Annotated in this window: 24 protein-coding genes; 19 read left to right on the top strand and 5 right to left on the bottom strand. The window is 70.4% G+C overall.

Features of this window, described 5'->3' with window-relative positions:
• Positions 1 to 113 precede the first annotated feature (113 nt).
• Positions 114 to 785: a response regulator gene (locus AC07FT_RS33660; protein ID WP_009719179.1), complete on the bottom strand. Its 672-nt coding sequence runs from the start codon at positions 783 to 785 to the stop codon at positions 114 to 116.
• A 27-nt stretch (positions 786 to 812) separates the two neighbouring features.
• A complete protein-coding gene (locus AC07FT_RS33655) occupies positions 813 to 1,730 on the bottom strand; it encodes a RecB family exonuclease (protein ID WP_471206124.1) in 918 nt (305 codons plus the stop codon).
• Between the two features lie 130 nt (positions 1,731 to 1,860).
• On the opposite strand from AC07FT_RS33655, the gene AC07FT_RS33650 reads away from it, so the two are divergent.
• The 3 genes from AC07FT_RS33650 to AC07FT_RS33640 all read left to right on the top strand — a co-directional run bounded on the left by AC07FT_RS33650 (position 1,861) and on the right by AC07FT_RS33640 (position 4,885).
• Positions 1,861 to 3,102, top strand: coding sequence for a site-2 protease family protein (locus AC07FT_RS33650; protein ID WP_479179882.1), 1,242 nt, complete (start codon positions 1,861 to 1,863; stop codon positions 3,100 to 3,102).
• A gap of 85 nt (positions 3,103 to 3,187) precedes the next feature.
• Complete coding sequence (locus AC07FT_RS33645; RefSeq protein WP_479179881.1) at positions 3,188 to 4,147, top strand: tRNA (adenine-N1)-methyltransferase; 960 nt, start codon at positions 3,188 to 3,190, stop codon at positions 4,145 to 4,147.
• Between the two features lie 141 nt (positions 4,148 to 4,288).
• On the top strand, positions 4,289 to 4,885 hold the full coding sequence (locus tag AC07FT_RS33640; RefSeq protein ID WP_471206133.1) for a hypothetical protein: 597 nt from the start codon (positions 4,289 to 4,291) through the stop codon (positions 4,883 to 4,885).
• A gap of 19 nt (positions 4,886 to 4,904) precedes the next feature.
• Here the strand turns inward: AC07FT_RS33640 and AC07FT_RS33635 are convergent, their stop codons facing one another.
• Positions 4,905 to 5,195 carry a ferredoxin gene (locus AC07FT_RS33635; protein ID WP_254743943.1) on the bottom strand — a complete coding sequence of 97 codons (291 nt, stop codon included), beginning with the start codon at positions 5,193 to 5,195 and terminating at the stop codon, positions 4,905 to 4,907.
• 257 nt (positions 5,196 to 5,452) lie between these two features.
• On the opposite strand from AC07FT_RS33635, the gene arc reads away from it, so the two are divergent.
• From arc to prcA, 5 genes are all read left to right on the top strand, one after another.
• Positions 5,453 to 7,219, top strand: a complete 1,767-nt coding sequence (gene arc / locus AC07FT_RS33630) for a proteasome ATPase (RefSeq protein ID WP_471206136.1) — start codon at positions 5,453 to 5,455, stop codon at positions 7,217 to 7,219.
• Positions 7,220 to 7,478: 259 nt separating this feature from the next.
• Complete coding sequence (gene dop / locus AC07FT_RS33625; protein WP_479179879.1) at positions 7,479 to 8,990, top strand: depupylase/deamidase Dop; 1,512 nt, start codon at positions 7,479 to 7,481, stop codon at positions 8,988 to 8,990.
• A gap of 135 nt (positions 8,991 to 9,125) precedes the next feature.
• Positions 9,126 to 9,344, top strand: coding sequence for a ubiquitin-like protein Pup (locus AC07FT_RS33620; RefSeq protein ID WP_059148607.1), 219 nt, complete (start codon positions 9,126 to 9,128; stop codon positions 9,342 to 9,344).
• 113 nt (positions 9,345 to 9,457) lie between these two features.
• Entirely contained in the window at positions 9,458 to 10,303 is an 846-nt protein-coding gene (gene prcB / locus AC07FT_RS33615) for a proteasome subunit beta (RefSeq protein ID WP_471206142.1), read from the top strand.
• A gap of 53 nt (positions 10,304 to 10,356) precedes the next feature.
• Positions 10,357 to 11,115 (top strand): proteasome subunit alpha, encoded by a 759-nt coding sequence (gene prcA / locus AC07FT_RS33610; protein ID WP_479179877.1) that lies wholly within the window; start codon positions 10,357 to 10,359, stop codon positions 11,113 to 11,115.
• 108 nt (positions 11,116 to 11,223) lie between these two features.
• Here prcA and AC07FT_RS33605 read toward each other — a convergent pair whose 3' ends face one another.
• Positions 11,224 to 12,306, bottom strand: a complete 1,083-nt coding sequence (locus AC07FT_RS33605; protein ID WP_479179876.1) for a LacI family DNA-binding transcriptional regulator — start codon at positions 12,304 to 12,306, stop codon at positions 11,224 to 11,226.
• A gap of 174 nt (positions 12,307 to 12,480) precedes the next feature.
• Here AC07FT_RS33605 and AC07FT_RS33600 point away from each other — a divergent pair, with 174 nt between their 5' ends.
• From AC07FT_RS33600 to AC07FT_RS33550, 11 genes are all read left to right on the top strand, one after another.
• The gene (locus AC07FT_RS33600) at positions 12,481 to 13,836 is read left to right on the top strand and encodes an MFS transporter (RefSeq protein ID WP_479179875.1); all 1,356 of its coding nucleotides are present in this window, start codon (positions 12,481 to 12,483) and stop codon (positions 13,834 to 13,836) included.
• A gap of 9 nt (positions 13,837 to 13,845) precedes the next feature.
• A complete protein-coding gene (pafA, locus tag AC07FT_RS33595; protein ID WP_254743936.1) occupies positions 13,846 to 15,207 on the top strand; it encodes a Pup--protein ligase in 1,362 nt (453 codons plus the stop codon).
• Positions 15,208 to 15,331: 124 nt separating this feature from the next.
• On the top strand, positions 15,332 to 16,327 hold the full coding sequence (locus AC07FT_RS33590; protein WP_471206151.1) for an FKBP-type peptidyl-prolyl cis-trans isomerase: 996 nt from the start codon (positions 15,332 to 15,334) through the stop codon (positions 16,325 to 16,327).
• 40 nt (positions 16,328 to 16,367) lie between these two features.
• Entirely contained in the window at positions 16,368 to 16,742 is a 375-nt protein-coding gene (locus AC07FT_RS33585; protein WP_254743934.1) for an FKBP-type peptidyl-prolyl cis-trans isomerase, read from the top strand.
• Positions 16,743 to 16,857: 115 nt separating this feature from the next.
• The gene (locus AC07FT_RS33580; RefSeq protein ID WP_471206154.1) at positions 16,858 to 17,838 is read left to right on the top strand and encodes a helix-turn-helix transcriptional regulator; all 981 of its coding nucleotides are present in this window, start codon (positions 16,858 to 16,860) and stop codon (positions 17,836 to 17,838) included.
• Between the two features lie 19 nt (positions 17,839 to 17,857).
• The gene (locus tag AC07FT_RS33575) at positions 17,858 to 18,817 is read left to right on the top strand and encodes a helix-turn-helix transcriptional regulator (protein ID WP_479179873.1); all 960 of its coding nucleotides are present in this window, start codon (positions 17,858 to 17,860) and stop codon (positions 18,815 to 18,817) included.
• Positions 18,810 to 19,073 carry a hypothetical protein gene (locus AC07FT_RS33570; RefSeq protein ID WP_308358470.1) on the top strand — a complete coding sequence of 88 codons (264 nt, stop codon included), beginning with the start codon at positions 18,810 to 18,812 and terminating at the stop codon, positions 19,071 to 19,073. Before AC07FT_RS33575 ends, AC07FT_RS33570 begins: the two co-directional genes overlap by 8 nt.
• 10 nt (positions 19,074 to 19,083) lie before the next feature.
• On the top strand, positions 19,084 to 19,320 hold the full coding sequence (locus AC07FT_RS33565) for a hypothetical protein (RefSeq protein WP_471206163.1): 237 nt from the start codon (positions 19,084 to 19,086) through the stop codon (positions 19,318 to 19,320).
• Between the two features lie 230 nt (positions 19,321 to 19,550).
• On the top strand, positions 19,551 to 19,841 hold the full coding sequence (gene tatA, locus AC07FT_RS33560; RefSeq protein WP_201881789.1) for a Sec-independent protein translocase subunit TatA: 291 nt from the start codon (positions 19,551 to 19,553) through the stop codon (positions 19,839 to 19,841).
• 60 nt (positions 19,842 to 19,901) lie between these two features.
• Entirely contained in the window at positions 19,902 to 20,858 is a 957-nt protein-coding gene (tatC, locus tag AC07FT_RS33555; RefSeq protein WP_471206167.1) for a twin-arginine translocase subunit TatC, read from the top strand.
• A 151-nt stretch (positions 20,859 to 21,009) separates the two neighbouring features.
• Positions 21,010 to 23,832 carry a DEAD/DEAH box helicase gene (locus AC07FT_RS33550; protein ID WP_479179871.1) on the top strand — a complete coding sequence of 941 codons (2,823 nt, stop codon included), beginning with the start codon at positions 21,010 to 21,012 and terminating at the stop codon, positions 23,830 to 23,832.
• A 36-nt stretch (positions 23,833 to 23,868) separates the two neighbouring features.
• Here AC07FT_RS33550 and AC07FT_RS33545 read toward each other — a convergent pair.
• Positions 23,869 to 24,714 (bottom strand): IPT/TIG domain-containing protein (locus AC07FT_RS33545; RefSeq protein ID WP_479179870.1); only part of this gene is annotated, 846 nt, incomplete at its 5' end.

Below are 24,714 nucleotides of genomic sequence, written 5' to 3'. Positions count from 1 at the left end.
CCCGCCCCCCCCCCCCCCCCCCCCCCCCCCCCCCCCCCCCCCCCCCCCCCCCCCCCCCCCCCCCCCCCCCCCCCCCCCCCCCCCCCCCCCCGGTCCGGCTCATGCCGGGGCCGCTACTGGGCGCCGGGGCGGACCAGTCCGCTCTCATAGGCGTAGACGGCCGCCTGGACCCGGTCCCGCAGTCCCAGCTTGGTCAGCACATGGCCGACATGGGTCTTCACGGTGGTCTCGCTGACGAACAGATCCGCGGCGATCTCCGCGTTGGACAGTCCGCGGGCCACCAGCTTCAGCACCTCGACCTCGCGCTCGGTGAGGGTGTGCAGGGTGTCCGGCACCGGCTCCTCGCCCGAGGGCAGATGTCCGGCGTACTTGTCCAGCAACCGCCGGGTGATGCTCGGCGCGAGCATCGCCTCACCGGCCGCCACCACCCGGATCGCCTGCACCAGCTCGGTGGCGGGCGCGTCCTTGAGCAGGAAGCCGCTGGCACCCGCGCGGAGCGCCTCCACCACGTACTCGTCCAGGTCGAAGGTGGTCAGCACCAGGACCTTGGCCGGGCCGTCCCGGCCGGGGCCGGTGATCTGGCGGGTGGCCTCCACACCGTCCATCCGCGGCATCCGGATGTCCATGAGCACCACATCGGGCTGGAGCGCCCGCACCTGGTCCAGGGCCTGCAGACCGTCGCCCGCCTCACCGACCACCGCGAGGTCCTGTTCAGCCTCCAGGATCATCCGGAAACCGGTGCGCAGCAGCGGCTGGTCATCGACCAGTAGGACACGGATCGCCACGGGATCTCCTTCGCTCGACCGGCCCCATTATCCCGAAGCCGCCTCCGGGGACTGAACGGGGATGATCGGTAGCGGATAGGGCGGGGGAGTACCACCGAATTCAGGACAATGGGCCTGGTGGTCGCACCAGCCGCAGAGCCGGGTCTGCCGGGGCAGGAACGCGCCGGTCTCGGTGGCCGTCCGGATCGCCTCCCACAGGGCCAGCAGCTTGCGCTCCACCGCCCGCAGATCGCCCTCGTCCGGGTCGTACGTCAGCACGTCCCCGCTGCCCAGGTAGACCAGCTGGAGGCGGCGCGGCACCATGCCGCGCAGCCGCCACAGCACCAGGGCGTAGAACTTCATCTGGAACAGCGGCTCGGCCGAGTACTGCGGGGCGGGCGCCTTGCCCGTCTTGTAGTCGACGATCCGGATCTCGCCGGTGGGCGCGACATCCACCCGGTCGATGATCCCGCGCAGGGTCAGCCCGGACTCCAGCTCGGTCTCCACGAACAGCTCCCGCTCGGCGGGCTCCAGCCGGGACGGGTCCTCCAGCGAGAACCAGCGCTCCACCAGCCGCTCCGCCTCCGCCAGCCACACGGCGAGACGCTCCGGGTCCACGCCGCCGCCGGTGCCCCCGTCACCACCGGTCCCCTCCTCGCGGAACAGCTCCGCCAGTTCCGGCCGGTCCGCCAGCAGGCGCTCCCACTCACCCGGCACCATCGCCCGGGCGCGCGGGGCGGTCCGCTCGGCCGCCGGAGCGTCGAAGAGCCTCTCCAGGACGGCGTGCACCACAGTGCCCCGGGTGGCCGCCGCACTCGGCTTCTCGGGCAGTTTGTCGATCACCCGGAAGCGGTACAGCAAAGGGCACCGCATGAAGTCGGACGCACGTGACGGCGACAGCGACGCGGAGCGGCCGGACCGCGGTGGCCCGTCCGCCTGTTCGGCCTTCCCGGTGGTGGTTCCCATGGCGAAGACCCTACGGCCCGCCACCGACAGCCGGACGCATACCATCGACGTCCGAGCCCCTGGCACTGCATGATCGTGGGGACCGTATCAAAACTGGGTGTGCGACCGACGCATCCGACGAGGGGACACCGTGGACAACAGCGGGCAGCCGCAGTCCGACAGCGGGGGATCGGACCGTACGACCGAACCGGAGGCAGGCAAACCGCAGCGGCCACGCGAGGTGGGCGGCGGCATCCTGATGGGCCGGCCGTTCGGCGTGCCCGTGTATGTCTCCCCCAGCTGGTTCCTGGTCGCCGCCCTCATCACCTGGGTCTTCGGAGGACAGCTCGAGCGCGTGCTGCCCGAGCTCGGCGCCATCCGCTACCTGGTCTCGCTCTTCTTCGCGGTGGCCTTCTACGCCTCCGTGCTGGTGCACGAACTGGCGCACACCGTGGCCGCGCTCCGCTTCAAGCTGCCCGTGCGCCGCATCCAGCTCCAGTTCTTCGGCGGTGTCTCGGAGATCGAGAAGGAGTCGGAGACCCCGGGCCGGGAGTTCGTCCTCGCCTTCGTCGGCCCGCTGCTCTCCCTGGTCCTCTCCGGCGTCTTCTACCTCGGCATGCTGCTGGTGGAGCCCGGTACGGTGCCCGGCGTGCTGCTCGCCGGCCTGATGATCTCCAACCTCATCGTGGCCGCGTTCAACCTGCTGCCCGGCCTGCCGCTGGACGGCGGGCGGATGCTGCGCGCCGTCGTCTGGAAGCTCAGCGGCAGGCCCATGACCGGCACCGTCGCCGCCGCCTGGAGCGGCCGGGCGCTCGCCGTCGCGGTGCTGGTGGGCCTGCCCCTGCTCACCCAGGCCGGTGGCCTCGGCGGTGAGCCCGAGGACTTCGGCAGCGTGGACTCGCTCACCGACGCGCTGCTCGCCGCCATACTGGCCGCGATCATCTGGACCGGTGCGGGCAACAGCCTGCGGATGGCCCGGCTGCGCGAGCGGCTGCCCGACCTCCGCGCCCGTACGCTCACCCGCCGCGCGGTCCCGGTGGAGGCCGACACCCCGCTCTCGGAGGCGCTGCGCCGGGCCAATGAGGCGGGCGCCCGCGCCCTGGTCGTGGTGGACGCCCACGGGGTCCCCACCGCCGTGGTGCGCGAGGCCGCCATCGTCGGCATCCCCGAGCACCGCCGCCCCTGGGTCGCGGTCAGCGGTCTGGCCCAGGACCTCAAGGACGGGATGCGGGTCTCCGCCGAGCTCACCGGTGAGGAACTGCTGGACACCCTGCGGGCCACCCCCGCCACCGAGTACCTGGTGATCGAGGAGACCGGCGAGATCTTCGGGGTGCTGTCCACGGCCGACGTCGAGCGCGCCTTCGTCGCCGCCATGGCCCGTACGCCCTCCTGACGACCGTGCCCCCGCCGGTCCGCCCGGGCGCCGGACGCGATCCCCGCGGTCCCGGGCACGGGCGGGCGCCCGGTAGGCTGTTCGCATGTCCGAACCGACCGGTGCCGCCCGCCGTCGCGGGCCCTTCCAGGTCGGGGACCAGGTCCAGCTCACCGACCCCAAGGGACGCCACTACACCTTCACGCTCGAGGCCGGGAAGAACTTCCACACCCACAAGGGTTCCTTCCCCCACGACGAGCTGATCGGTGCCCCCGAGGGAACCGTCGTGCGCACCACGGGAAACGTCGCGTATCTCGCGCTGCGCCCCCTGCTCCCCGACTACGTCCTGTCCATGCCCCGCGGCGCCGCCGTGGTCTACCCCAAGGACGCGGGGCAGATCCTGGCGATGGCCGACATCTTCCCCGGCGCGCGCGTCGTCGAGGCAGGTGTCGGCTCCGGCTCGCTCTCCACGTTCCTGCTGCGGGCCATCGGCGACCAGGGCATGCTGCACTCCTACGAGCGCCGGGTCGACTTCGCCGAGATCGCCTCGCAGAACGTCGAGCGCTACTTCGGCTCCCCGCACCCCGCCTGGCGGCTCACCGTCGGCGACCTCCAGGACAACCTGTCCGACACCGACGTCGACCGCGTCATCCTGGACATGCTGGCCCCCTGGGAGTGCCTGGAGGCCGTCTCCAAGGCGCTCGTGCCCGGCGGCATCCTGTGCGCCTACGTGGCCACCACCACCCAGCTGGCCCGGACCGTCGAGGCCATCCGCGAGCACGGCACCTTCAACGAGCCGTCGGCCTGGGAGACCATGGTCCGCACCTGGCACGTCGAGGGCCTCGCGGTGCGCCCGGACCACCGGATGATCGGGCACACCGGCTTCCTGCTCACCGCCCGCCGCCTCGCGGACGGCGTGGAGCCGCCGCTGCGCCGCCGCCGCCCGGCCAAGGGCGCGTACGGCGAGGACTACACGGGCCACGGCGCCACCGGCAAGGACTCCGGCGCCACGGGTGGCGCGAAGAGCGCCGCGGAGGGCCAGGACACCGGCTCCGGGAGCGCCTGACACCCCCGCCGGACCCCACCGGCACCAACGCCCCGGCGCGGCCACCGACTTCCCCCTGACGGGGCGGTGGCCGCGCCCTGTGAGATGTGGCACCATGCGGGACACCCCCCCCGCCTCAGCTCTCACATGGAGTCATCCCGCGTGCAGCCCCTGGGCCCGGACCTCGCGCACACCCGTACCCGCCCGGTGCACTGGCTCGCGACCGCGGCCGCGGTGGCCGCCGTCGTCGCCGGGTCAGCGGTCGTCCAGCCGTCGGACGCCGAGGCCAGCGGCAGTGCGCCGCACGCCGCGGCCGTCAAGGCCCCCGATCCCCGCGCGGCGCAGTACCCGATGGACTGCGGAGGGGCCCGGCCGGATGTGGTGGACCGGGGCTCGGGGGACCTCGACGGGGACGGACGGCCGGAAACCGTCGCGGTGGTGCGCTGTCATTCGTCGACCGGTACCCCGCCGAGCGGTGTGTATGTCCTGTCGTCCGCGGATTCCGGGGGTTCCGGGTCCACGCAGGGCGAGGGCGGCCGGGCCGCCGCCCCCCGGATCGTGGCCACGTTCGTGGATCCGAAGGAGCGGATGAGCATCCGGGATTTCGCGGTACGCGGAAAGAAGGTTTCGGCCACCCTGCTGGGATACTCGTCCGCCACGGTGCCGCGGTGCTGTCCGGATCTGCGGCGTCAGGTCAACTGGCAGTGGCGGGACGGCAAGTTCGTCCTCAGCGCGCTGCCGGTCCCGGGGAGTGTGTGAGCGGTCACGCGGTGTCCCGTCACTCCGCGTCGGGGCCGTAGACCTCGACCCGGTCCGCGGCGCGGCGTACGTGGATGCAGTCGCCGGGGCACTCCTTGGCGGAGTCCACCACCTCGGTCAGCAGCTGGAGGGGTACGGGGGCCGTCGCCCCCTTGTCCTGGAGCAGCTCATCGTCGGCGCTCTTGACGTAGGCTAGACCGTCGATGTCGAGTTCGAAGACCTCAGGGGCGTACTGGGCGCAGATCCCGTCGCCCGTGCACAGGTCCTGGTCAATCCAGACTTCAAGATCGCCGAGCTCCTCGTTCCGCACGGTGCGTCGCCTGCCGTTCCCTCGATACGTGATTCAACAGTGTCTAAATATCGCCAGCCCTGGCGGGTGTTGACCGTCTCGACGATACAACCGCTCGCTTTCCGATGTTGTTGGGTGGGTATTCACCTGGCGTGAGGGAGTGCGCAAGGGTGAAGATCGGACACACGCCGACCGGGTTTGTGATCTAGGGGTTTCAACCCGCACCGGCCCAGGTAGGGTCAGGAAGCGTCCAGCTCCCCTTGGAGGAGGTGAGGACCGTGGCAGCCCACGACGACGACATCAACCGCGGCATCCGGCCGGGGCGGGGGTCTGATGACCCAGCCGGTCAGGTTGCCTATCTCGAGCAGGAAATCGCCGTCCTGCGCCGCAAGCTCGCCGACTCTCCGCGCCATACGAGGATTCTCGAAGAGCGGATCGTCGAGCTGCAGACCAATCTGGCGGGTGTCTCCGCACAGAACGAGCGGCTCGCGAACACACTCCGTGAGGCCCGGGACCAGATCGTGGCCCTCAAGGAAGAGGTCGACCGGCTCGCCCAGCCGCCGGCCGGTTTCGGAGCCTTTCTGCAGGCGAACGAGGACGGCACGGCGGACATCTTCACCGGGGGCCGCAAGCTCCGGGTGAACGTCAGCCCCGGCGTCGATCTCGACGACCTCAAGCGTGGCCAGGAGGTCATGCTCAATGAGGCGCTCAACGTGGTCGAGGCCATGGAGTTCGAGCGCGCCGGGGACATCGTCACCCTCAAGGAGGTCCTTGAGGACGGCGAGCGCGCCCTGGTGATCGGGCACACCGACGAGGAGCGTGTGGTGCGGCTCGCCGAGCCGCTGCTGGAAACCACCATCCGTCCCGGTGACGCCCTGCTGCTCGAGCCCAGGTCCGGCTATGTCTACGAGGTCGTGCCCAAGAGCGAGGTCGAGGAGCTGGTCCTCGAAGAGGTTCCGGACATCGACTACACGAAGATCGGTGGCCTGGGGAACCAGATCGAGCTGATCCGCGACGCGGTCGAGCTCCCCTACCTCTACCCCGACCTCTTCAAGGAGCACGAACTGCGGCCGCCCAAGGGTGTGCTGCTGTACGGTCCGCCCGGCTGCGGCAAGACGCTCATCGCCAAGGCCGTGGCCAACTCCCTTGCCAAGAAGGTCGCCGAGGTGACCGGCAAGCCCGCGGGGAAGAGCTTCTTCCTCAACATCAAGGGCCCGGAGCTGCTCAACAAGTACGTCGGTGAGACCGAGCGGCACATCCGCCTGGTCTTCCAGCGGGCACGGGAGAAGGCCAGCGAGGGCACCCCCGTCATCGTCTTCTTCGACGAGATGGACTCCCTCTTCCGCACCCGTGGCTCCGGTGTCAGCTCGGACGTGGAGAACACCATCGTTCCGCAGCTGCTCTCGGAGATCGACGGTGTCGAGGGCCTGGAGAACGTGATCGTGATCGGCGCCTCCAACCGTGAGGACATGATCGACCCCGCGATCCTGCGCCCCGGCCGCCTCGATGTGAAGATCAAGATCGAGCGTCCGGACGCCGAGGCCGCCAAGGACATCTTCTCGAAGTACCTGACCCACACCCTCCCGGTGCACACGGACGACCTCGCCGAGCACGGCGGGTCCCCGAAGGCTGCCGTCGCGGGCATGATCCAGTCGGTCGTCGAGCAGATGTACGCGGAATCCGAGGAGAACCGCTTCCTGGAGGTCACCTACGCCAATGGTGACAAGGAAGTCCTCTACTTCAAGGACTTCAACTCCGGCGCCATGATCCAGAACATTGTGGACCGGGCCAAGAAGATGGCCATCAAGGCATTCCTCGACCAGAACCAGAAGGGACTCCGCGTCTCCCATCTGCTCGCCGCGTGCGTGGATGAGTTCAAGGAGAACGAGGACCTGCCGAACACCACCAACCCGGACGACTGGGCCCGCATCTCCGGAAAGAAGGGCGAGCGGATCGTCTTCATCCGCACCCTCGTCACCGGAAAGCAGGGCGCGGACACGGGACGCTCCATCGACACGGTGGCGAACACCGGTCAGTACCTGTAACACCGCTGTCCGGCTGCGGATGTCCTGGACGGGGCATCCGCAGCCGGATGCGCTTTTCGGACCGCATTCTTCGTATGAGTCCTACGAGCCCGACCGGAGCAATGACTGAGATGATCTCCGCAGCACCGCAAAGCCGTCCTAGGCTCGTCGGTACCGCACTATCGCGGCGTGGGGGATCGAGGGCCGCGCATGGACCAGAAGCGCAGCGGTACTTGAGCGCCGATCCCGCCCGGGGGCGGCGCCGGGCAAGGAGGGCCGCATGACCGTACGGCGCGTAATGGGAATCGAGACGGAGTACGGGATCTCCGTCCCGGGCCACCCCAACGCCAATGCCATGCTCACCTCATCCCAGATCGTCAACGCCTACGCGGCGGCGATGCACCGGGCGCGCCGCGCCCGCTGGGACTTCGAGGAGGAGAATCCGCTGCGGGACGCCCGCGGCTTCGACCTCGCGCGTGAGTCCGCCGACGCCAGCCAGCTCACCGACGAGGACATCGGCCTGGCCAATGTGATCCTCACCAATGGCGCCCGGCTCTACGTCGACCATGCCCACCCCGAGTACTCCGCCCCCGAGGTCACCAATCCGCGGGACGCGGTGCTGTGGGACAAGGCGGGCGAGCGCATCATGGCCGAGGCTGCCGTGCGCGCCGCCGAGCTGCCCGGTGCGCAGCCCATCCACCTCTACAAGAACAACACCGACAACAAGGGCGCCTCCTACGGCACGCATGAGAACTACCTGATGAAGCGGGAGACCGCCTTCTCGGACATCGTGCGCCACCTCACCCCCTTCTTCGTCTCCCGCCAGGTGGTCACCGGCGCCGGTCGCGTCGGCATCGGCCAGGACGGCCATGAGCACGGCTTCCAGATCAGCCAGCGGGCCGACTACTTCGAGGTCGAGGTGGGGCTGGAGACCACCCTCAAGCGCCCCATCATCAACACCCGGGACGAGCCGCACGCCGACGCCGAGAAGTACCGGCGGCTGCACGTGATCATCGGCGACGCCAACCTCTCGGAGATCTCGACCTACCTCAAGCTGGGCACCACCTCCCTGGTGCTGTCGATGATCGAGGACGGCTTTATCGCGGTGGACCTGGCCGTGGACCAGCCGGTGCGCACCCTGCACCAGGTGTCCCACGACCCCACGCTCAGCCGTCTCATCACTCTGCGTAGCGGCCGTACGCTGACCGCCGTACAGCTCCAGATGGAGTACTTCGAGCTGGCCCACAAGTACGTCGAGGACCGGTTCGGCGCCGACGTGGACGAGCAGACCCGGGACGTGCTGACCCGCTGGGAGGACGTGCTCAACCGGCTCGAGCGCGACCCCATGAGCCTGTCCGGCGAGCTGGACTGGGTCGCCAAGCGCGAGCTGCTCGAGGGGTACCGGCGCCGTGACGGCCTGGACTGGGACGCCGCCCGGCTTCACCTGGTGGACCTCCAGTACGCCGATGTACGGCCCGAGAAGGGCCTGTACAACCGCCTGGTGGCGCGCGGCAAGATGAAGCGGCTGCTGGACGACCAGGACGTGGCACGGGCGCAGAACAAGCCCCCGGAGGACACCCGCGCCTACTTCCGCGGGCGCTGCCTGGAGCAGTACGCGGACGATGTCGCCGCCGCCTCCTGGGACTCGGTGATCTTCGACCTCCCGGGCCGTGACTCTCTGCAACGGGTTCCCACGCTGGAGCCGCTGCGCGGCACCCGGAACCACGTCAAGGAGCTCCTGGACCGCTGCCGTACCGCGGAAGACCTGGTCCGGGTCCTCTCGGGCGGCTGAAACGGGCTCCGGCCGGGAATCATCGAGGTGACCTCCGAGCGTTGTAGCAAGTGGGAGGCCGATGTCGGACCCGGATTGTAGGGTCTGATCTTGAGACCGATCGAATCAGCGGGCGAACCGAGCGGGGTGAGGGATATGGCGACCAAGGACACCGGCGGCGGACAGCAGAAGGCGTCGCGCTCGACCGAAGAGGTCGAGGAGCAGGCGCAGGACGCACAGGCCGCGGAAGACCTCAAGGAACGGCAGGAGAAGCTCTCCGACGACGTCGACTCCGTGCTGGACGAGATCGATGACGTGCTCGAGGAGAACGCGGAGGACTTCGTACGGTCCTTCGTCCAGAAGGGCGGCCAGTAAGACGCGCGTTCTCCGTCCTGCGTCCCCGCGAACAGGGGGGACGCAGGACGGATGACTTCCATGGCCAGGGGTATGGTCCGTGCAGTATTTCAAGATCTGGTGGAAGGAAACGTGTGGAAGCCAACACTCGTGACACAGGGCGTCTGCCGGCTGCCTTCCTGACGCCCGGCTCCTCGTCCTTCATGGATTTCCTGGGGGCGCATTCGCCCCAGCTGCTTCCGGGGAACCGTCCGCTTCCCCCGGTGCAGGGCGCCGTCGAGGCCCCGCACGGCACCACGATCGTGGCGGCCAGCTTCCCCGGCGGTGTGGTGCTCGCCGGTGACCGCCGGGCGACCATGGGCAATGTGATCGCGCAGCGGGACATCGAGAAGGTCTTCCCCGCCGACGAGTACTCGGCCGTCGGCATCGCCGGCACCGCCGGTATCGCCGTGGAGATGGTCAAGCTCTTCCAGCTGGAGCTGGAGCACTTCGAGAAGGTCGAGGGCACCGTCCTCTCGCTGGAGGGCAAGGCCAACCGGCTGTCGACCATGATCCGCGGCAATCTCGGCATGGCGATGCAGGGCCTGGCCGTCGTCCCGCTCTTCGCGGGCTGGGACGTCGACCGGGAGAAGGGACGTATCTTCTCCTACGACGTCACCGGCGGGCGCTCGGAGGAGCAGGGCTTCGCGTCCACCGGCTCGGGCTCGATGTTCGCCCGCGGCTCCCTCAAGAAGCTCTACCGCGATGACCTGACGGAGGACCAGGCCGTCACCGCCGTCGTCCAGGCGCTCTATGACGCCGCCGACGACGACTCGGCCACCGGCGGGCCCGATCTGGCCCGGCGTATCTACCCCCTCGTCACGGTCATCACCGACGACGGCTACAAGAGGTACTCCGAGGCAGAGGTGTCCGAGGTCGCCCGCGCCATCCACGAGCGGCGGCTCGAAGAGCCGGACGGCCCCCGCGCCGCCCTGCTCTGAGAGGACGGTGGACCCGGAATGCATTCGCCACTGACAGAAGGGACGGACAGCCGGTGACGACGCCGTTCTACGTATCTCCTCAGCAGGCCATGGCCGACCGCGCCGAATACGCCCGCAAGGGCATCGCGCGCGGCCGCAGCGTGGTCGTGCTGCAGTACTCCGACGGCATCCTGTTCGTCGCCGAGAACCCGTCCCGCGCCCTGCACAAGGTCAGCGAGATCTACGACCGCATCGCCTTCGCCGCGGTCGGCAAGTACAACGAGTTCGAGAACCTGCGCATCGGCGGTGTCCGCTACGCCGATCTGCGCGGGTACACCTACGACCGTGACGATGTCACGGCCCGTGGTCTGGCCAATGTCTACGCACAGACGCTGGGCACCATCTTCTCCAGCGCCGCCGAGAAGCCGTACGAGGTCGAGCTGATCGTCGCCGAGGTCGGGGAGGCCCCGGAGGACGACCAGATCTACCGGCTGCCGCACGACGGTTCCATCGTGGACGAGCACGGCTCGGTCGCCGTCGGTGGCAACGCCGACCAGATCAGCAGCTACCTCGACCAGCGCCACCGGGACGGCATGACCCTCGCCGAAGCCCTCAAGCTGGCCGTCGAATCGCTCGCCCGCGACAACAACGGCGGGGAGCGCAGCCTCACCGCCGAGCAGCTCGAGGTCGCGGTCCTGGACCGCAAGCGGCCACAGCAGCGGAAGTTCAAGCGGGTGCTCGGCCGCCAGCTCTCCCGGCTCCTGGCGTCGGAGGGCGCCGCCGCGGAGGCCTCGTCCGCCGCGGAGGACGAGGCCGAGGACTCCGAGGAGTAGCCACCGCACCGCTCCAGCACCGCGCCATCCGCTCCACCCCGCGCCCCGGCGGCCCCTGAGGCCCCCGGGGCGCGGTCGTATGGCACCGTGGGTCCCGCCGCGGGCGGATCAGCCCGGGGGAGGGGCCGTGGAGCCCCGGGCGAGGAGTTCCACGGCCAGCGTGGTGTCCTGGGCCGGTTCGCCGTCCAGCACCGCCATCAGGGCCCGCATCCCCGCCGCGCCCACCGCTTCCGCGGGCAGCCGGACCGTGGTCAGCTCCGGTTCCACCGCGGTGGCGAGCGCCAGGTCGTCGAAGCCCGTCACGGACACGTCGTCCGGCACCCGCAGCCCCAGCCGCCGGGCCGCCTTGCAGGCGCCCGCCGCCAGGATGTCGTCGTCGCACACCAGCGCCGTGGGCCGCGGTCCCGGGGCGGACAGCACGCGTTCGGCCGCCCGGCGGCCCTCCTCGACGCTCAGCCCCGCGAGTTCGGTGCTCCACACCACTCCGTCGGCCGCGCCCAGCGCCGCCGGGAGGGCACGGGCGCGCACCCGGAAGGTCCAGGAGTCCACCGCCGCCGCGAGATGGGCGATCCGGCGGTGGCCGAGGCCGAGCAGATGGTCCGCCACCTGCCGGGTGCCGTCCGCCATGTCGAGGTTCACGGTGGCGGCCGCGGCCGGGTCGTCCGGGTCGCTGTCCAGCATCACCAGCGGCAGCCCGCCGCCGCGCACCGCCGCCAGGGCATCGGCCGCCATCGAGGACGCGATCACACCGTCGAGCGAGGCGCGCGCGGAGTCGAAGGGGTCCCGGGCCGGGCCGACACCTTCGGGGGAGGGGTAGAGCACCACCCCGAAACCGTGGTCGGCGGCGACCTGTGCCGCCCCGGTGTACACCCGGGCGAAGAACTCGGTCGTCAGCGCGGGCACCACCAGCAGCGCGGTCCGGGTGCGGCCCAGCCGCAGATTGCGCGCCGCGAGATTGGGCCGGTATCCCAGCTGGCGCGCGGCGGCGCGCACCGTCTCCGCGGTGCGCTCGGACACCCGCCCCGGCCACTTGTCCCCGAGCACCAGGGAGACGGTGGCCTGGGAGACGCCCGCCACACGCGCCACGTCCCGGCTGGTGGCCCGCCCCGCCGCGCGGTCCCGGTCCGGTGCGGTGTCACCCGTCCGGCCGTTCCCCGGGACACCTCTCTCAGCGGCCCCGCTCGCCACCATCGCCTCCGCTTCCCTCCGCCGTTCCCGGCGATCCGCCCCGTCCGCATGCCCGGGAGTGGACCCGTGGCTGGCCGCCATGGTACGTATGACGGCGGACGTTATACGTAAAACTCGACCATGACCCGCACCGCACGACACCTCACGACCCACTGACCCATGAGGAGGGAACGGACGATGGCGGCTGGCTACGGGGACCTGCTGCGCACCCGCCATGCGGCGCGGCTGCTCACCGGCACGCTCATCGGACGGCTGCCGAACGCCACGGCCGCCATCGCGGTGCTGCTGTTCGCACGCTCGGAGGGCGGCAGCTACGCCCTGGCCGGAGCGCTGTCGGCGGTCTACGGCGCGGCCAACGCCATCGGCCAGCCGCTGCTGGGCCGCGCCGTGGACCGTTACGGCCAGCCCCGGGTGATGCTGCCCGCCGCGGTGGTGTCCGCGCTCGGGATGGCGCTGTTCGTCGTGGCCGGACTGGACCCGCTGCCGGTGGCCTACGCCGCCATGCTGGTCGCGGGTGGTTTCACCCCGCCGCTGGAGGGCGGGCTACGGGCGCTGTGGCCGACCGTGCTCGGGCGCGAGGACCGCATCCACGCCGCCTACGCGCTGGACGCGGTGGCGCAGGAGGTGATGTTCGCGGTCGGGCCGCTGCTGGTCACCCTGGTGGTGGCGGTGTGGTCGGAGGGCGCCGCGCTGCTGGTCATCAATGTCCTCGGGGTCGCGGGCGCGCTGTCCGTCGTGATGTCCCCACCGTCCCGCCGGTGGCGCTCCGCGCCGCGCGAGGCGCACTGGCTGGGCGCGCTGCGCTCCCCCGGGCTGCTGGTGCTGCTCGGCTCCTTCTTCTTCGTCGGGCTGGCCCTCGGCGCCATCGCGGTGGGTTCCGTCGCCTACGCGGACCAGCACGGCGGAGGCATGGTCGCCAGCTATCTGCTGTCGGCGCTGGGTGCCGGCGCGCTGGTCGGCGGTGTGGCCTACGGTGCCCGCCCGTGGGCCGGATCGCCCGAACGGCGGCTGCTGGTCCTGGTCGCCGCGCTGGCGCTGGGCTATCTGCCGCTGGTGCTGGTGCCCGGTGTGGTGGCGATGACCGTCCTGGCCGGGGTGGCGGGTGTGTTCCTGGCTCCCGCGCTGGCGTGCGCGTTCGTCGTCGTCGACCGCCACGCCCCCCGCGGCACCGTCACCGAGGCGTTCTCCTGGCTGGTGACCACCTTCGTGGTGGGCAACGCGGTCGGCACCGCCGTCGCCGGACCCGCGGTGGAGTACGGCGGTGTGGGCCCCGGTTTCGCGGTGCCCGGGATCGCCGGGGCCGCCGGTCTGGTGGTGCTGCTCGCGGCACGCCGCTTCCTCGCCCGGCCGGTCGCCCCGCAGGGCGCGGACGCGGGCGCGGGACCGGTCGCGGAGTCCCTCCCCGGGACGCCCTCCGGAGCCGCTCCGGAGCCGGTTTCCGATCCGGTTCCCCCGGGGCCGTGTTCACCCGCCGCGGAAAATGATCGCAACCGTGCGGCCGAACCCGGTTTCAGAGCAGGCCATCAGGCGTAATGTTCAGTCATGGACCGCCGCATTTTCGGGCTGGAGAACGAGTACGGCGTCACGTGCACATTCAGGGGACAGCGTCGGCTGTCTCCTGACGAAGTGGCGCGGTACCTCTTCCGCCGTGTCGTCTCCTGGGGCCGCAGCAGCAATGTCTTCCTGCGCAACGGCGCCCGCCTCTATCTCGACGTGGGCTCGCACCCGGAATACGCAACCCCCGAGTGTGACAACGTGACCGAGCTGGTCACCCACGACAAGGCAGGCGAGCGCATTCTCGAGGGTCTGCTCGTGGACGCAGAGCGCCGCCTGCACGAGGAGGGAATCGCGGGCGACGTCTATCTCTTCAAGAACAACACCGACTCGGCGGGCAACTCCTACGGCTGCCACGAGAACTATCTGGTGGCCCGCCACGGGGAGTTCTCCCGGCTCGCCGACATTCTCATCCCGTTCCTGGTCACGCGGCAGTTGCTGTGCGGTGCGGGCAAAGTGCTCCAGACCCCGCGCGGCGCCGTCTACTGCGTCAGCCAGCGGGCCGAGCACATCTGGGAGGGCGTCAGCTCCGCCACCACCCGCTCCCGGCCGATCATCAACACCCGCGACGAGCCGCACGCCGATGCCGAGCGCTACCGCAGACTGCACGTCATCGTCGGTGACTCCAACATGTCCGAGACCACCATGCTGCTCAAGGTCGGCGCCACCGACCTGGTGCTCCGCATGATCGAGGCCGGCACGGTGATGCGTGATCTGACCCTGGAGAACCCGATCCGGGCCATCCGCGAGGTCAGCCATGACATCACCGGACAGCGCAAGGTGCGGCTGGCCAGCGGACGCGAGGCGTCCGCGCTGGAGGTCCAGCAGGAGTACTACGAGAAAGCCGTGGACTTCTGCGACCGCCGTGGCATCCGCACCGGCACCGTCGAGCGCGTGCTGGAGCTGTGGGGCCGCACCCTGGAGGCGGTCCGGACCGAGGAGCTGGACCGGATCGAAACCGAAATCGACTGGGTGATGAAGTACAAGCTCATCGAGCGGTACCGGGCCAAGAACAACATCACCATGTCCCATCCGCGCGTTGCCCAGATAGACCTCGCCTACCACGACATCCACCGCCGTCGTGGGCTCTACTACCTGCTGGAGAAGCGCGGTCAGGCGGCCCGCGTCTGCAACGACCTGAAAATCTTCGAGGGCAAGTCGGTTCCCCCGCAGACCACTCGCGCCCGGCTGCGCGGCGATTTCATCCGCCGAGCCCAGGAACAGCGCCGGGACTTCACCGTGGACTGGGTGCATCTGAAGCTCAATGACCAGGCGCAGCGCACGGTGCTGTGCAAGGACCCGTTCCGCTCCGTCGACGACCGGGTGGAGAAACTCATCGCCGGTATGTGACGGAGAGTGAGGTGGCGGACGGCTTATGTTCCGTGCGGGCCCCGTGCGTTCTTCGGACGGGGCCCGCCATACGACGTAGAGTGACGCGCATCGTCCATCGCAAGATCTACGTAACGAGGACTCCGTGCGCCGACGCTCCGTACTCCTTGCCGTGCCCGCGGGCCTGCTGACGCTGGCTGGCTGCGGTGACGACAAGTCTGGATCCGACAAGGCATCACCGTCCAAGGAGCCCACCAGTCCCACGCCCTCGCCCGCCCCCAGTGGCAAGATCGTGAGCGGGCCGGTGCCCCCCATCACCTCCGGATCGGAATTCGGCGACAAGCCGAAGATCGCCAAGGGGACCGGTAAGCCGTCGTCCACCCTGGCGGTCAAGACGGTCATCAAGGGGGACGGGCCGACGACGGCCAAGAAGGACTTCCTCCAGGTCAACTATCTCGGCCAGATCTGGAGCAGCGCCAAGGTCCTCGACAACTCGTTCGACAAGAAGAAGCCCGCCACCTTCCAGCTGGGCGCCGGTCAGGTCATCCCGGGCTGGGACCAGGCGCTGGTGGACCGCAAGGTCGGCAGCCGGCTGGAGCTCGCCGTGCCGCCCGCCTACGCCTACGGCAAGCAGGGCCAGCCGCAGGCGGGCATCAAGGGCACCGACACGCTGGTGTTCGTCATCGACATCGTGGGCCGCTTCAACGGCAAGAGCTCGGCCAAGGGCGACAAGGTGGCCCAGAGCAACATCGACCTGCCCAAGGTGTCGGACAACACCGACGGCAAGGCGCCCACCATCACCGTCCCCAAGAAGGCCGCGCCGAAGAAGCTGGTCTCGGAGTACGTCATCGAGGGCGACGGCCCCGAGGTGAAGAAGTCCGACGCGCTGCTCGTCCAGTACAAGGGCGTGCTGTGGAAGAACGGCAAGCAGTTCGACGCCACCTACAAGCGCGGCGAACTCGCCCAGTTCTCCCTCCAGCAGGTCGTCAAGGGCTGGTCCCAGGGGCTCACCGGGAAGAAGGTCGGCAGCCGGGTGCTGATCGTCGTCCCGCCCGAGCTGGGCTACAAGAACGAGGCGAAGCCGGGCATCCCGGCCAACTCCACCCTGGTCTTCTCCGTCGACATCCTGGCGGTTCTGTAAGACTGTGCGGGTTGCCCACCACGTGACGAGGAGCAATTTCGTGAGCATCGAGAAGCCCGAGGTCGACTTCCCGGGCGGCGAGCCGCCGACCGATCTGCAGATCAAGGACATCTGGGAAGGTGACGGCCCCGAGGCCAAGGCCGGCAGCAACATCGCCGTCCACTACGTCGGCGTTGCCTTCAGCACCGGCGAGGAGTTCGACGCCAGCTACAACCGCAACACCCCGCTGCGGATCCAGCTCGGTGTCGGACAGGTCATCCCCGGCTGGGACCAGGGCCTGCAGGGCATGAAGGTCGGCGGACGCCGCCAGCTGATCATCCCGCCGAACCTGGCCTACGGCGACCGTGGCGCCGGTGGCGGCCGGATCAAGCCGGGCGAGTCGCTGATCTTCGTCTGCGATCTGGTCTCCGCCTGAGAGCCCGGATGAGCCCCGCCGAGGGCCCCTGCCTGCGGGCGGGGGCCCTCGGCTTTGGCCCCGCGTCCCGGTAGCGGTACGGTCACGGTCGTAAGGTCACAGAGAAAGGGCGTCGATGGCGATTGCCAAGGCCGAGCGGCTGATGAATCTGGCGCTGTGCCTGTTGGGAACCCGGCGTCCGCTGACCAAACGGGAGTTGCGGGGCTCCATCGAGGCGTACCTGGAGGCCGCCGGTACCGCGAGCGGCGGCAACGACGACGCCTTCAACCGCATGTTCGAGCGGGACAAGGACGATCTGCGCGAACTCGGCCTGGTCATCGAGACGGTGGAGGGCATCGACGGCGAGATCGGCTATCTCGCCCGCCGTGACAGCAACCGGCTGCCCCCCATCACCCTGGACGCCGAGGAGGCCGCCGCCCTCGGTCTCGCCGCCAAGGTCTGGCAGCAGGCCCGGCTCGCGGGTGCCGCCAGCGGCGCGCTCCAGAAGCTGCGCGCCGCCGGGATGCCGGTGGCCGAGGAGGACCCGTACGACAGCCAGGCGCACAGCGCGCTGGAGCCGCACATCCCGGTCCACGAGGCCGCCTTCGAACCGCTGATGCTCGCCTGCCGCGACCGCCGCCCCGTCGTCTTCGACTACCGCAAGGCCAATGCCGCCCGCCCCGAGCAGCGCCAGGTCGAGCCCTGGGCGCTGGAGTGCTGGCGCGGCCAGTGGTACCTGGCCGGATGGGACCGGGAGCGGGCCGCCGAGCGTGTCTTCCGGCTCTCCCGGATCTGCGGCCGGGTGCGGCTGCGCGGCGGAGCCTGCACCGCGGAGGTGCCCGACCACGTCACCGTGCGCGAGACCGTGGAGCGGTGGTCGGGGGAGACCGCCACCGCGACCGCCCGGATCCGGCTGCGCTCCGGCCATGGCTACCCGCTGCGCGCCAAGGCGCTCTCCACCACCCCGGACGGGGACGGCTGGGACGAGCTGGAGATCCCGTACGGCCACGGGCTGGACGCCTGGCTGGTGGAGTTCGGCCCGGACGTGGTCGTGCTGGCGCCCGACGAACTGCGGGCGGATGTCGTGGACCGGCTGCGCGCCGTGGCCAAGGGCTGAGGGGACGGACCGACTTCATATGGCCGGAAACGCCATTGACCAGACCCGGCGGATGCTGTCCCTGGTGACATATCTGCGGGAACGCCCCGGCGCGCGCGTCGCCGAGGTCGCCCGCGCCTTCGGGATCAGCGAGGACGAGCTGATCTCCGACCTCGATGTGCTGCCGCTGTGCGGCACCAGCTTCCGGGGCGGGGACCTGCTCGACATCGACACCGACGGTGAGCGGATCTGGTGGCACAACCCCGACGACGTCGCCGAGCCGCTGCGGCTGGCCGCCGACGAGGCCACCGCGCTGCTGGTGGCCGCCCGCGCCGTGGCCACCCTCCCCGGACTGCGCGAGGGCGACCGGGACGCGCTGCTGCGCGCCACCGCCAAGCTGGAGGCCGCCGCGGGTGAGGCGGCCGGGGCCAGCGCCCGGCTCTCGGTCACCTTCGAGTCCGAGGGCGGTGTCTTCGCCGACGTCGACCGGGCCATCTCCGAGCGGCGGCGGCTGTGGCTGCGCTACTACTCACCCGCGCGCGACGAGATCACCGAGCGTGAGGTGGACCCGATCCGGCTCTTCGCCGTCGGCCGCACCTATATGGAGGCGTGGTGCCGGCTCTCCGAGGCGCGGCGCACCTTCCGGCTGGACCGGGTCGTGGAGATCAAGCTGCTGAACGACGCGTCCGACCCGCCGCGGATCGAGCTGCGGGACCTGTCGGACCTGTCCACCGGGCTGGTGCAGACCGGCGCCGAGGACCCCGAGGTGGTCGTCGAGGTCGCCCCCGGCGGCCGCTGGGTCGCCGAGTACTACCCGCACGACAGCGCGGAGGAGCTGCCCGACGGCGGTCTGCGGATCACCCTGCGCACCCCCGACCCCGGTTCGCTGCGGCGGCTGGCGCTCCGGCTGGGCAGGGACGGCCGGATCGTCTCCCCGCCGGAGCTCGCGGACAGTGCCCGGGACGCGGCGCAGCGGGCGCTCGCGGCGTACGGTGAGTGAAGGGACGCACACAGTGAAACCTGGGGGGAATCCCGCCGCGGTGCTCTTCAAGGCCGCCTGTCCGGACTGCCGCGGCCGGTTCGAGCTGGCCGCGGGCGCGCTCCGGCTGGCGATCGGGGCCAGCGACCGCACCACCTTCTACTCCTTCACCTGCCCCGACTGCGGCGCCGCGGTCCGCAAACCGGCCGGTGAGCGGATCGTCGAGCTGCTCACCGGCGGCGGGGTGCGTACGCTGCGGCTGCACCCCACGGTCTAGGCTCTGCGTCATGCTCTGGCCGATGCTCGCGCTCTCGCTCGCCTCCTGCGGACTCGCCGTGCTCGCGCTGTGCGCGGTGCGGGTCCACGCCGAGGTGCGCAGACTGTCCCGGCAGGTGGCCGAGAGCTCGCGGCGGATCAGCCGGGCCGCGGAGGACCTGGAACGGGCCACGGTGCCCCTCGGCTCCCACGTCGACGCGCTGCGCCGGGAGGGGCAGCCCGCACCGACGGTCACCGATCGCGACTGACCGCGTCCGGCGCATCGGCCGCGGGCGCCCTGATGGGAGCCGTGCGCCCGAGGTAGGCTGGCTGTTCGCGGCCTTGGACACGAGGCGGAGGGCCGCAACCAGGCGTCTGCACGGGGATTGCCCCGGGTTTACCCGTGCGCGCTACGATCGCTGACAGCACAGCGGCCGGACGCATGTCCGACGCGTCCGGCAGCCCACCCCCCGCCGCCTCGGTGAGAAGGTAGACGCTTATGTTCGGAAGGCTCGGCGCCACCGAGATCATCCTCATCCTGGTCGTCATCGTGCTGCTGTTCGGCGCGAAGAAGCTCCCCGACATGGCGCGCTCCCTGGGCAAGTCCGCCCGGATCCTCAAGAGCGAGGCCAAGGCCATGAAGTCGGACGGTCAGCAGCAGCAGAACGCCCCGGCCGACCCGCCCACGCCCGGCCAGGACCAGAGCGCGCACCGCACCATCCAGGCCGCCCCTGGTGATGTCACCAGTTCTCGCCCGGTCTCCGAGCCGAGCGACACCACCAAGCGCTGACCCGGGGCCACTTGAAGGCGGCTCCGATGAGCCGTCCGACGCACGAGATGAGGACGTGGGTTGCTCAAGTCTGCCCGCAAGAAGGAGAAGGACCCTGAGGGGCGGATGTCCCTCGCGGAGCACCTGCGTGAGCTGCGCAACCGGTTGCTGAAGTCGGTCCTGGCGATCTGTGTGACGACGATCGCCGCGATGTTCTTCTACATGGACATCGTGGACTTCCTGATGAAGCCGGTGCTGGAGTCGGTCGGCTGCGGCGGGGTCACGCTGTCCGAGCTCTCCGCCCACGACGCGGCCCAGAAGTGCGCGTACTTCACCACGAACGGTCTGCTGTCACCGTTCACCATCATGCTGAAGGTGTCCTTCACCACCGGTGTGGTGCTCTCCACCCCGGTCTGGCTCTACCAGCTGTGGGCGTTCCTCGCGCCCGGTCTGCACCGCAACGAGAAGAAGTACGGTCTGTGCTTCGTCGGGCTCGGTGTGCCGCTCTTCGTCGGCGGTGCCTTCTTCGCGTACAAGATCCTTCCGAAGAGCGCCGAGGTACTGCTCAACTTCACCCCCGAGGGCGCCAACAACCTGCTGCCCCTGGACGACTTCCTCGATCTGCTGGCCCGGATGATCGTGGTCTTCGGGCTCGCCTTCGAGCTGCCGCTGTTGCTGATCCTGCTGAACTTCACCGGCATCCTCAGTGGCCGCCGGATGATCGGCTGGTGGCGCGGCATGATCATGGGCATCACCGTCTTCGGCGCCATCGCCACCCCGAGCACCGACCCCATCGGCATGTTCGCCCTGGCCGGACCGGTCACCGTGCTCTACTTCGGCGCCTGCGGCATCGCGCTCCTCAACGACAAGCGCAAGGCGCGTCGCCGGGCGGCCGATCCCGACTTCGGCCTGGACGACGACGAGGCGTCGCACCTGGACCTGACCCCCGAGCCCGTCGGCGGCTCCCCGGCCGAGCTGACCGGCGGTGACGACGAGCCCGGTCCCACCCGGCGCAACGGCTACGACGACGTCACCTGAGGTGATCCGGACGGGGGTCGGACGGCCCGCACCCGACCCCCGCCGCCGAGGGTCCCACCGCGTACGCGGACGGTGAGCGCGCCGGGGGCGCACAAAGCCCGGATAAAGATCGCGTGCGCTGTCGGGGGTGGCCGGTAGTCTCGTACGTACGATGACCGACGAGCTATCTCCCGCCGAGCGCTATGCCGCGGCCCGGGTCCGGGCCGCCGAGCAGGCCACCGCGCTGGCCCCCTTCCGAGAGATGTACGACTTCGCGCTGGACGCGTTCCAGATCGACGCGTGCAAGGCCCTGGAGTCCGGCAAGGGCGTGCTGGTCGCCGCCCCCACCGGTTCGGGCAAGACCATCGTGGGCGAGTTCGCCGTCCACCTGGCGCTGACCCAGGGCCGGAAGTGCTTCTACACCACGCCCATCAAGGCGCTGTCCAACCAGAAGTACGCCGACCTCGTCAAACGCTACGGCGCCGACAAGGTCGGTCTGCTCACCGGTGACAACAGCGTCAACTCCGAGGCCCCGGTGGTCGTCATGACCACCGAGGTGCTGCGCAACATGCTCTACGCGGGCTCGCAGTCACTGCTCGGACTGGGCCATGTGGTGATGGACGAGGTCCACTACCTCTCCGACCGGTTCCGCGGCGCCGTCTGGGAAGAGGTCATCATCCACCTCCCGGAGTCGGTGACCCTGGTGTCACTGTCGGCCACGGTCTCCAACGCCGAGGAGTTCGGCGACTGGCTGGACACCGTCCGCGGTGACACCGAGGTGATCGTCTCCGAGCACCGTCCGGTGCCGCTGTGGCAGCATGTGCTCGCCGGGCGCCGGATGTACGACCTCTTCGAGGAGAAGAACGGCCAGGAGGGCGACCGCGGCGGCCGCCGCGAGGTCAACCCCGACCTGGTCCGGCTGGCCCGGATGGAGAACAGCCGCCCCGGCTTCGGCCGCGACAAGCGCCGCGGACGCTCGATGCGGGAGGCCGACCGGGAGCGCGAGCGCCGTCAGCGCAGCCGGATCTGGACACCGGGCCGAGCGGAGGTCATCGACCGGCTCGATTCCGAGGGGCTGTTGCCCGCCATCACCTTCATCTTCAGCCGCGCGGGCTGTGAATCGGCCGTCCAGCAGTGCCTGTACGCGGGGCTGAGGCTGAACGACGACGCGGCGCGCGCCCAGGTGCGGTCGATAGTCGAGGAGCGCACCGCGGGCATCCCGGACGAAGACCTCCACGTCCTGGGGTACTTCGAATGGCTCGAGGGCCTGGAGCGCGGTATCGCCGCCCACCACGCCGGAATGCTCCCCACCTTCAAGGAGGTGGTCGAGGAGCTGTTCACCCGCGGCCTGGTCAAGGCGGTCTTCGCCACCGAGACCCTGGCCCTCGGCATCAACATGCCCGCCCGCTCGGTGGTGCTGGAGAAGCTGGTCAAGTGGAACGGCGAACAGCACGCCGACATCACCCCCGGTGAGTACACCCAGTTGACCGGCCGGGCCGGACGGCGCGGTATCGACGTCGAGGGCCATGCGGTGGTGCTGTGGCAGCGCGCCATGGACCCGGCCGCGCTCGCCGGGCTCGCCGGCACCCGCACCTATCCGCTGCGTTCCTCCTTCAAGCCGTCGTACAACATGGCGGTCAACCTGGTCTCGCAGTTCGGGCGGCACCGCTCGCGCGAACTGCTGGAGACCTCCTTCGCCCAGTTCCAGGCGGACAAGGCGGTCGTCGGCATCTCCCGCCAGGTCCAGCGGAACGAGGAGGGGCTCGAGGGCTACCGCGCCTCCATGACCTGCCACCTCGGCGACTTCGACGAATACGCCCGGCTGCGCCGCCAGCTGAAGGACCGGGAGAGCGAGCTCGCCCGGCAGGGCGTGGCCCAGCGCCGTGCGGCCGCCGCGGTCGCGCTGGAGAAGCTGCGGCCGGGCGATGTGATCCACGTGCCCACCGGCAAGTTCGCCGGACTCGCGCTGGTGCTGGACCCCGGGCTGCCCGCGGGCCGCTCCAACGGCCACCGCGGCTTCGAGCACCACGACGGGCCACGGCCGCTGGTCCTCACCGCCGAGCGCCAGGTCAAGCGGCTCGCCTCGATCGACTTCCCCATCCCCGTCGAACCGCTGGACCGGATGCGGATCCCCCGGTCGTTCAATCCGCGCAGCCCCCAGTCCCGCCGGGATCTGGCCTCCGCGCTGCGCACCAAGGCCGGGCACCACGATGTGCGCCGGCACCGCAAGGAGCGTTCGGCCGCCGCCGACGACACCGAGATCACCCGGCTGCGCGCCGCCCTGCGCGCCCACCCCTGCCACGGCTGCTCCGACCGTGAGGACCACGCCCGCTGGGGCGAGCGCTACCACCGGCTGCTGCGCGACACCAAGCAGCTGGAGCGGCGCATCGAGGGCCGGACGAACACCATCGCCCGCACCTTCGACCGGATCTGTGCGCTCCTGACCGAGCTGGACTATCTGCGCAATGACGAGGTCACCGACCACGGCAAGCGGCTCGCCCGGCTCTACGGTGAGCTGGATCTGCTGGCCAGTGAGTGTCTGCGTGACGGCGTCTGGGAGGGGCTGTCCCCCGCCGAGCTGGCCGCCTGCGCCTCCGCCCTCGTCTACGAGGCCCGCTCCGCGGACGACGCGCTGCCGCCCAAGCTGCCCGCGGGCCGCGCCAAGGAGGCGCTGGGCGAGATGGTGCGGATCTGGGGGCGGCTGGACGCCCTGGAGGAGGACCACCGGATCAACCAGGCCGAGGGTGTCGGCCAGCGCGAACCCGATCTCGGCTTCGCCTGGGCCGCCTACCGCTGGTCCTCCGGCCACGGTCTGGACGAGGTGCTGCGCGAGATCGATATGCCCGCCGGTGACTTCGTGCGCTGGACCAAACAGGTCATCGATGTGCTCGGGCAGATCGCGGCCGCCGCCCCCGACGGCACGGTGGCGCGCAGCGCCCGCCGGGCGGTCGACGGGCTGCTGCGCGGTGTCGTGGCGTACTCCTCGGTGGGCTGAGCCGGTCCGGCCGCCCGCCGATCCGCCGGCGGGCGGTCAGGACGGTTCGTAGGTGTAGGGGAGGGAGTTGCTGTTCCCGGCCGGGGTGTGGGCCACCACCATGACCGTGCCGGGAGCCCCGCCCGGGGCCACCGCCACCACCTGGGTGTCCGAGATCGCGAAGAACGCGGCGGGGTCGCCGCCGAACGTCACGGCGTCGGTGTAGGTCAGATTGAGCCCGTTGAGCACCACGGAGTCACCGCCGAGCTCGGACCCCTGGGCCGGGTTGAGACTGGTGAGCACCGGTGCTCCGAGATAGGTGTAGTACGGGTTCCCGCTCCCGGTCGAACTGGTGCCGCCCGGTGTGGTCACGGTGACGGCGACCGTTCCGGTACCGGCCGGTGCGGTGACGGTCAGCTGGTTGTCCGAGATCACGGTGATCGAGGTGGCCGGGTTCCCGCCGAAGTCGACGGAGCTGGTGAGCGTCAGCCCGGTGCCGAAGACGGTGACGGTGTTGCCTCCGGCGGACGGCCCGAAGTGCGGCGCCAGATCCGTCACGGTGGGCGCGGCGACATAGAAGTACGGCAGCGGATTGCTGATCCCGCCGGGTGTGGTGACCGTGACACTCACCGAACCGGGCGGCCTGGCCGGAGCACTGACGGTGATCTGGGTGGCCGTATTGGTGAGGATGGTGGCCGAGGTCCCGCCGAAGAGCACCTGGGTCGCCCCGCTGAGGTTGGTGCCGTTGAGAGTGACGGTGTTGCCGCCGGTGGTGGGTCCGGCGGTGGGGCTGAGGCTGGTGAGCAGGGGGGCGGCCACCGCGGTGTAGGTGTACGGAAGGCTGTTGCTGGTTCCGCCGGGTGTGGTGGCGGTGACGTTGGTGGTGCCTGTTCCGGGTGGTGC

The sequence above is a fragment of the Streptomyces sp. NPDC045899 genome (assembly GCF_056431485.1).
This window is presented reverse-complemented; position numbering and strand designations above follow the sequence as displayed.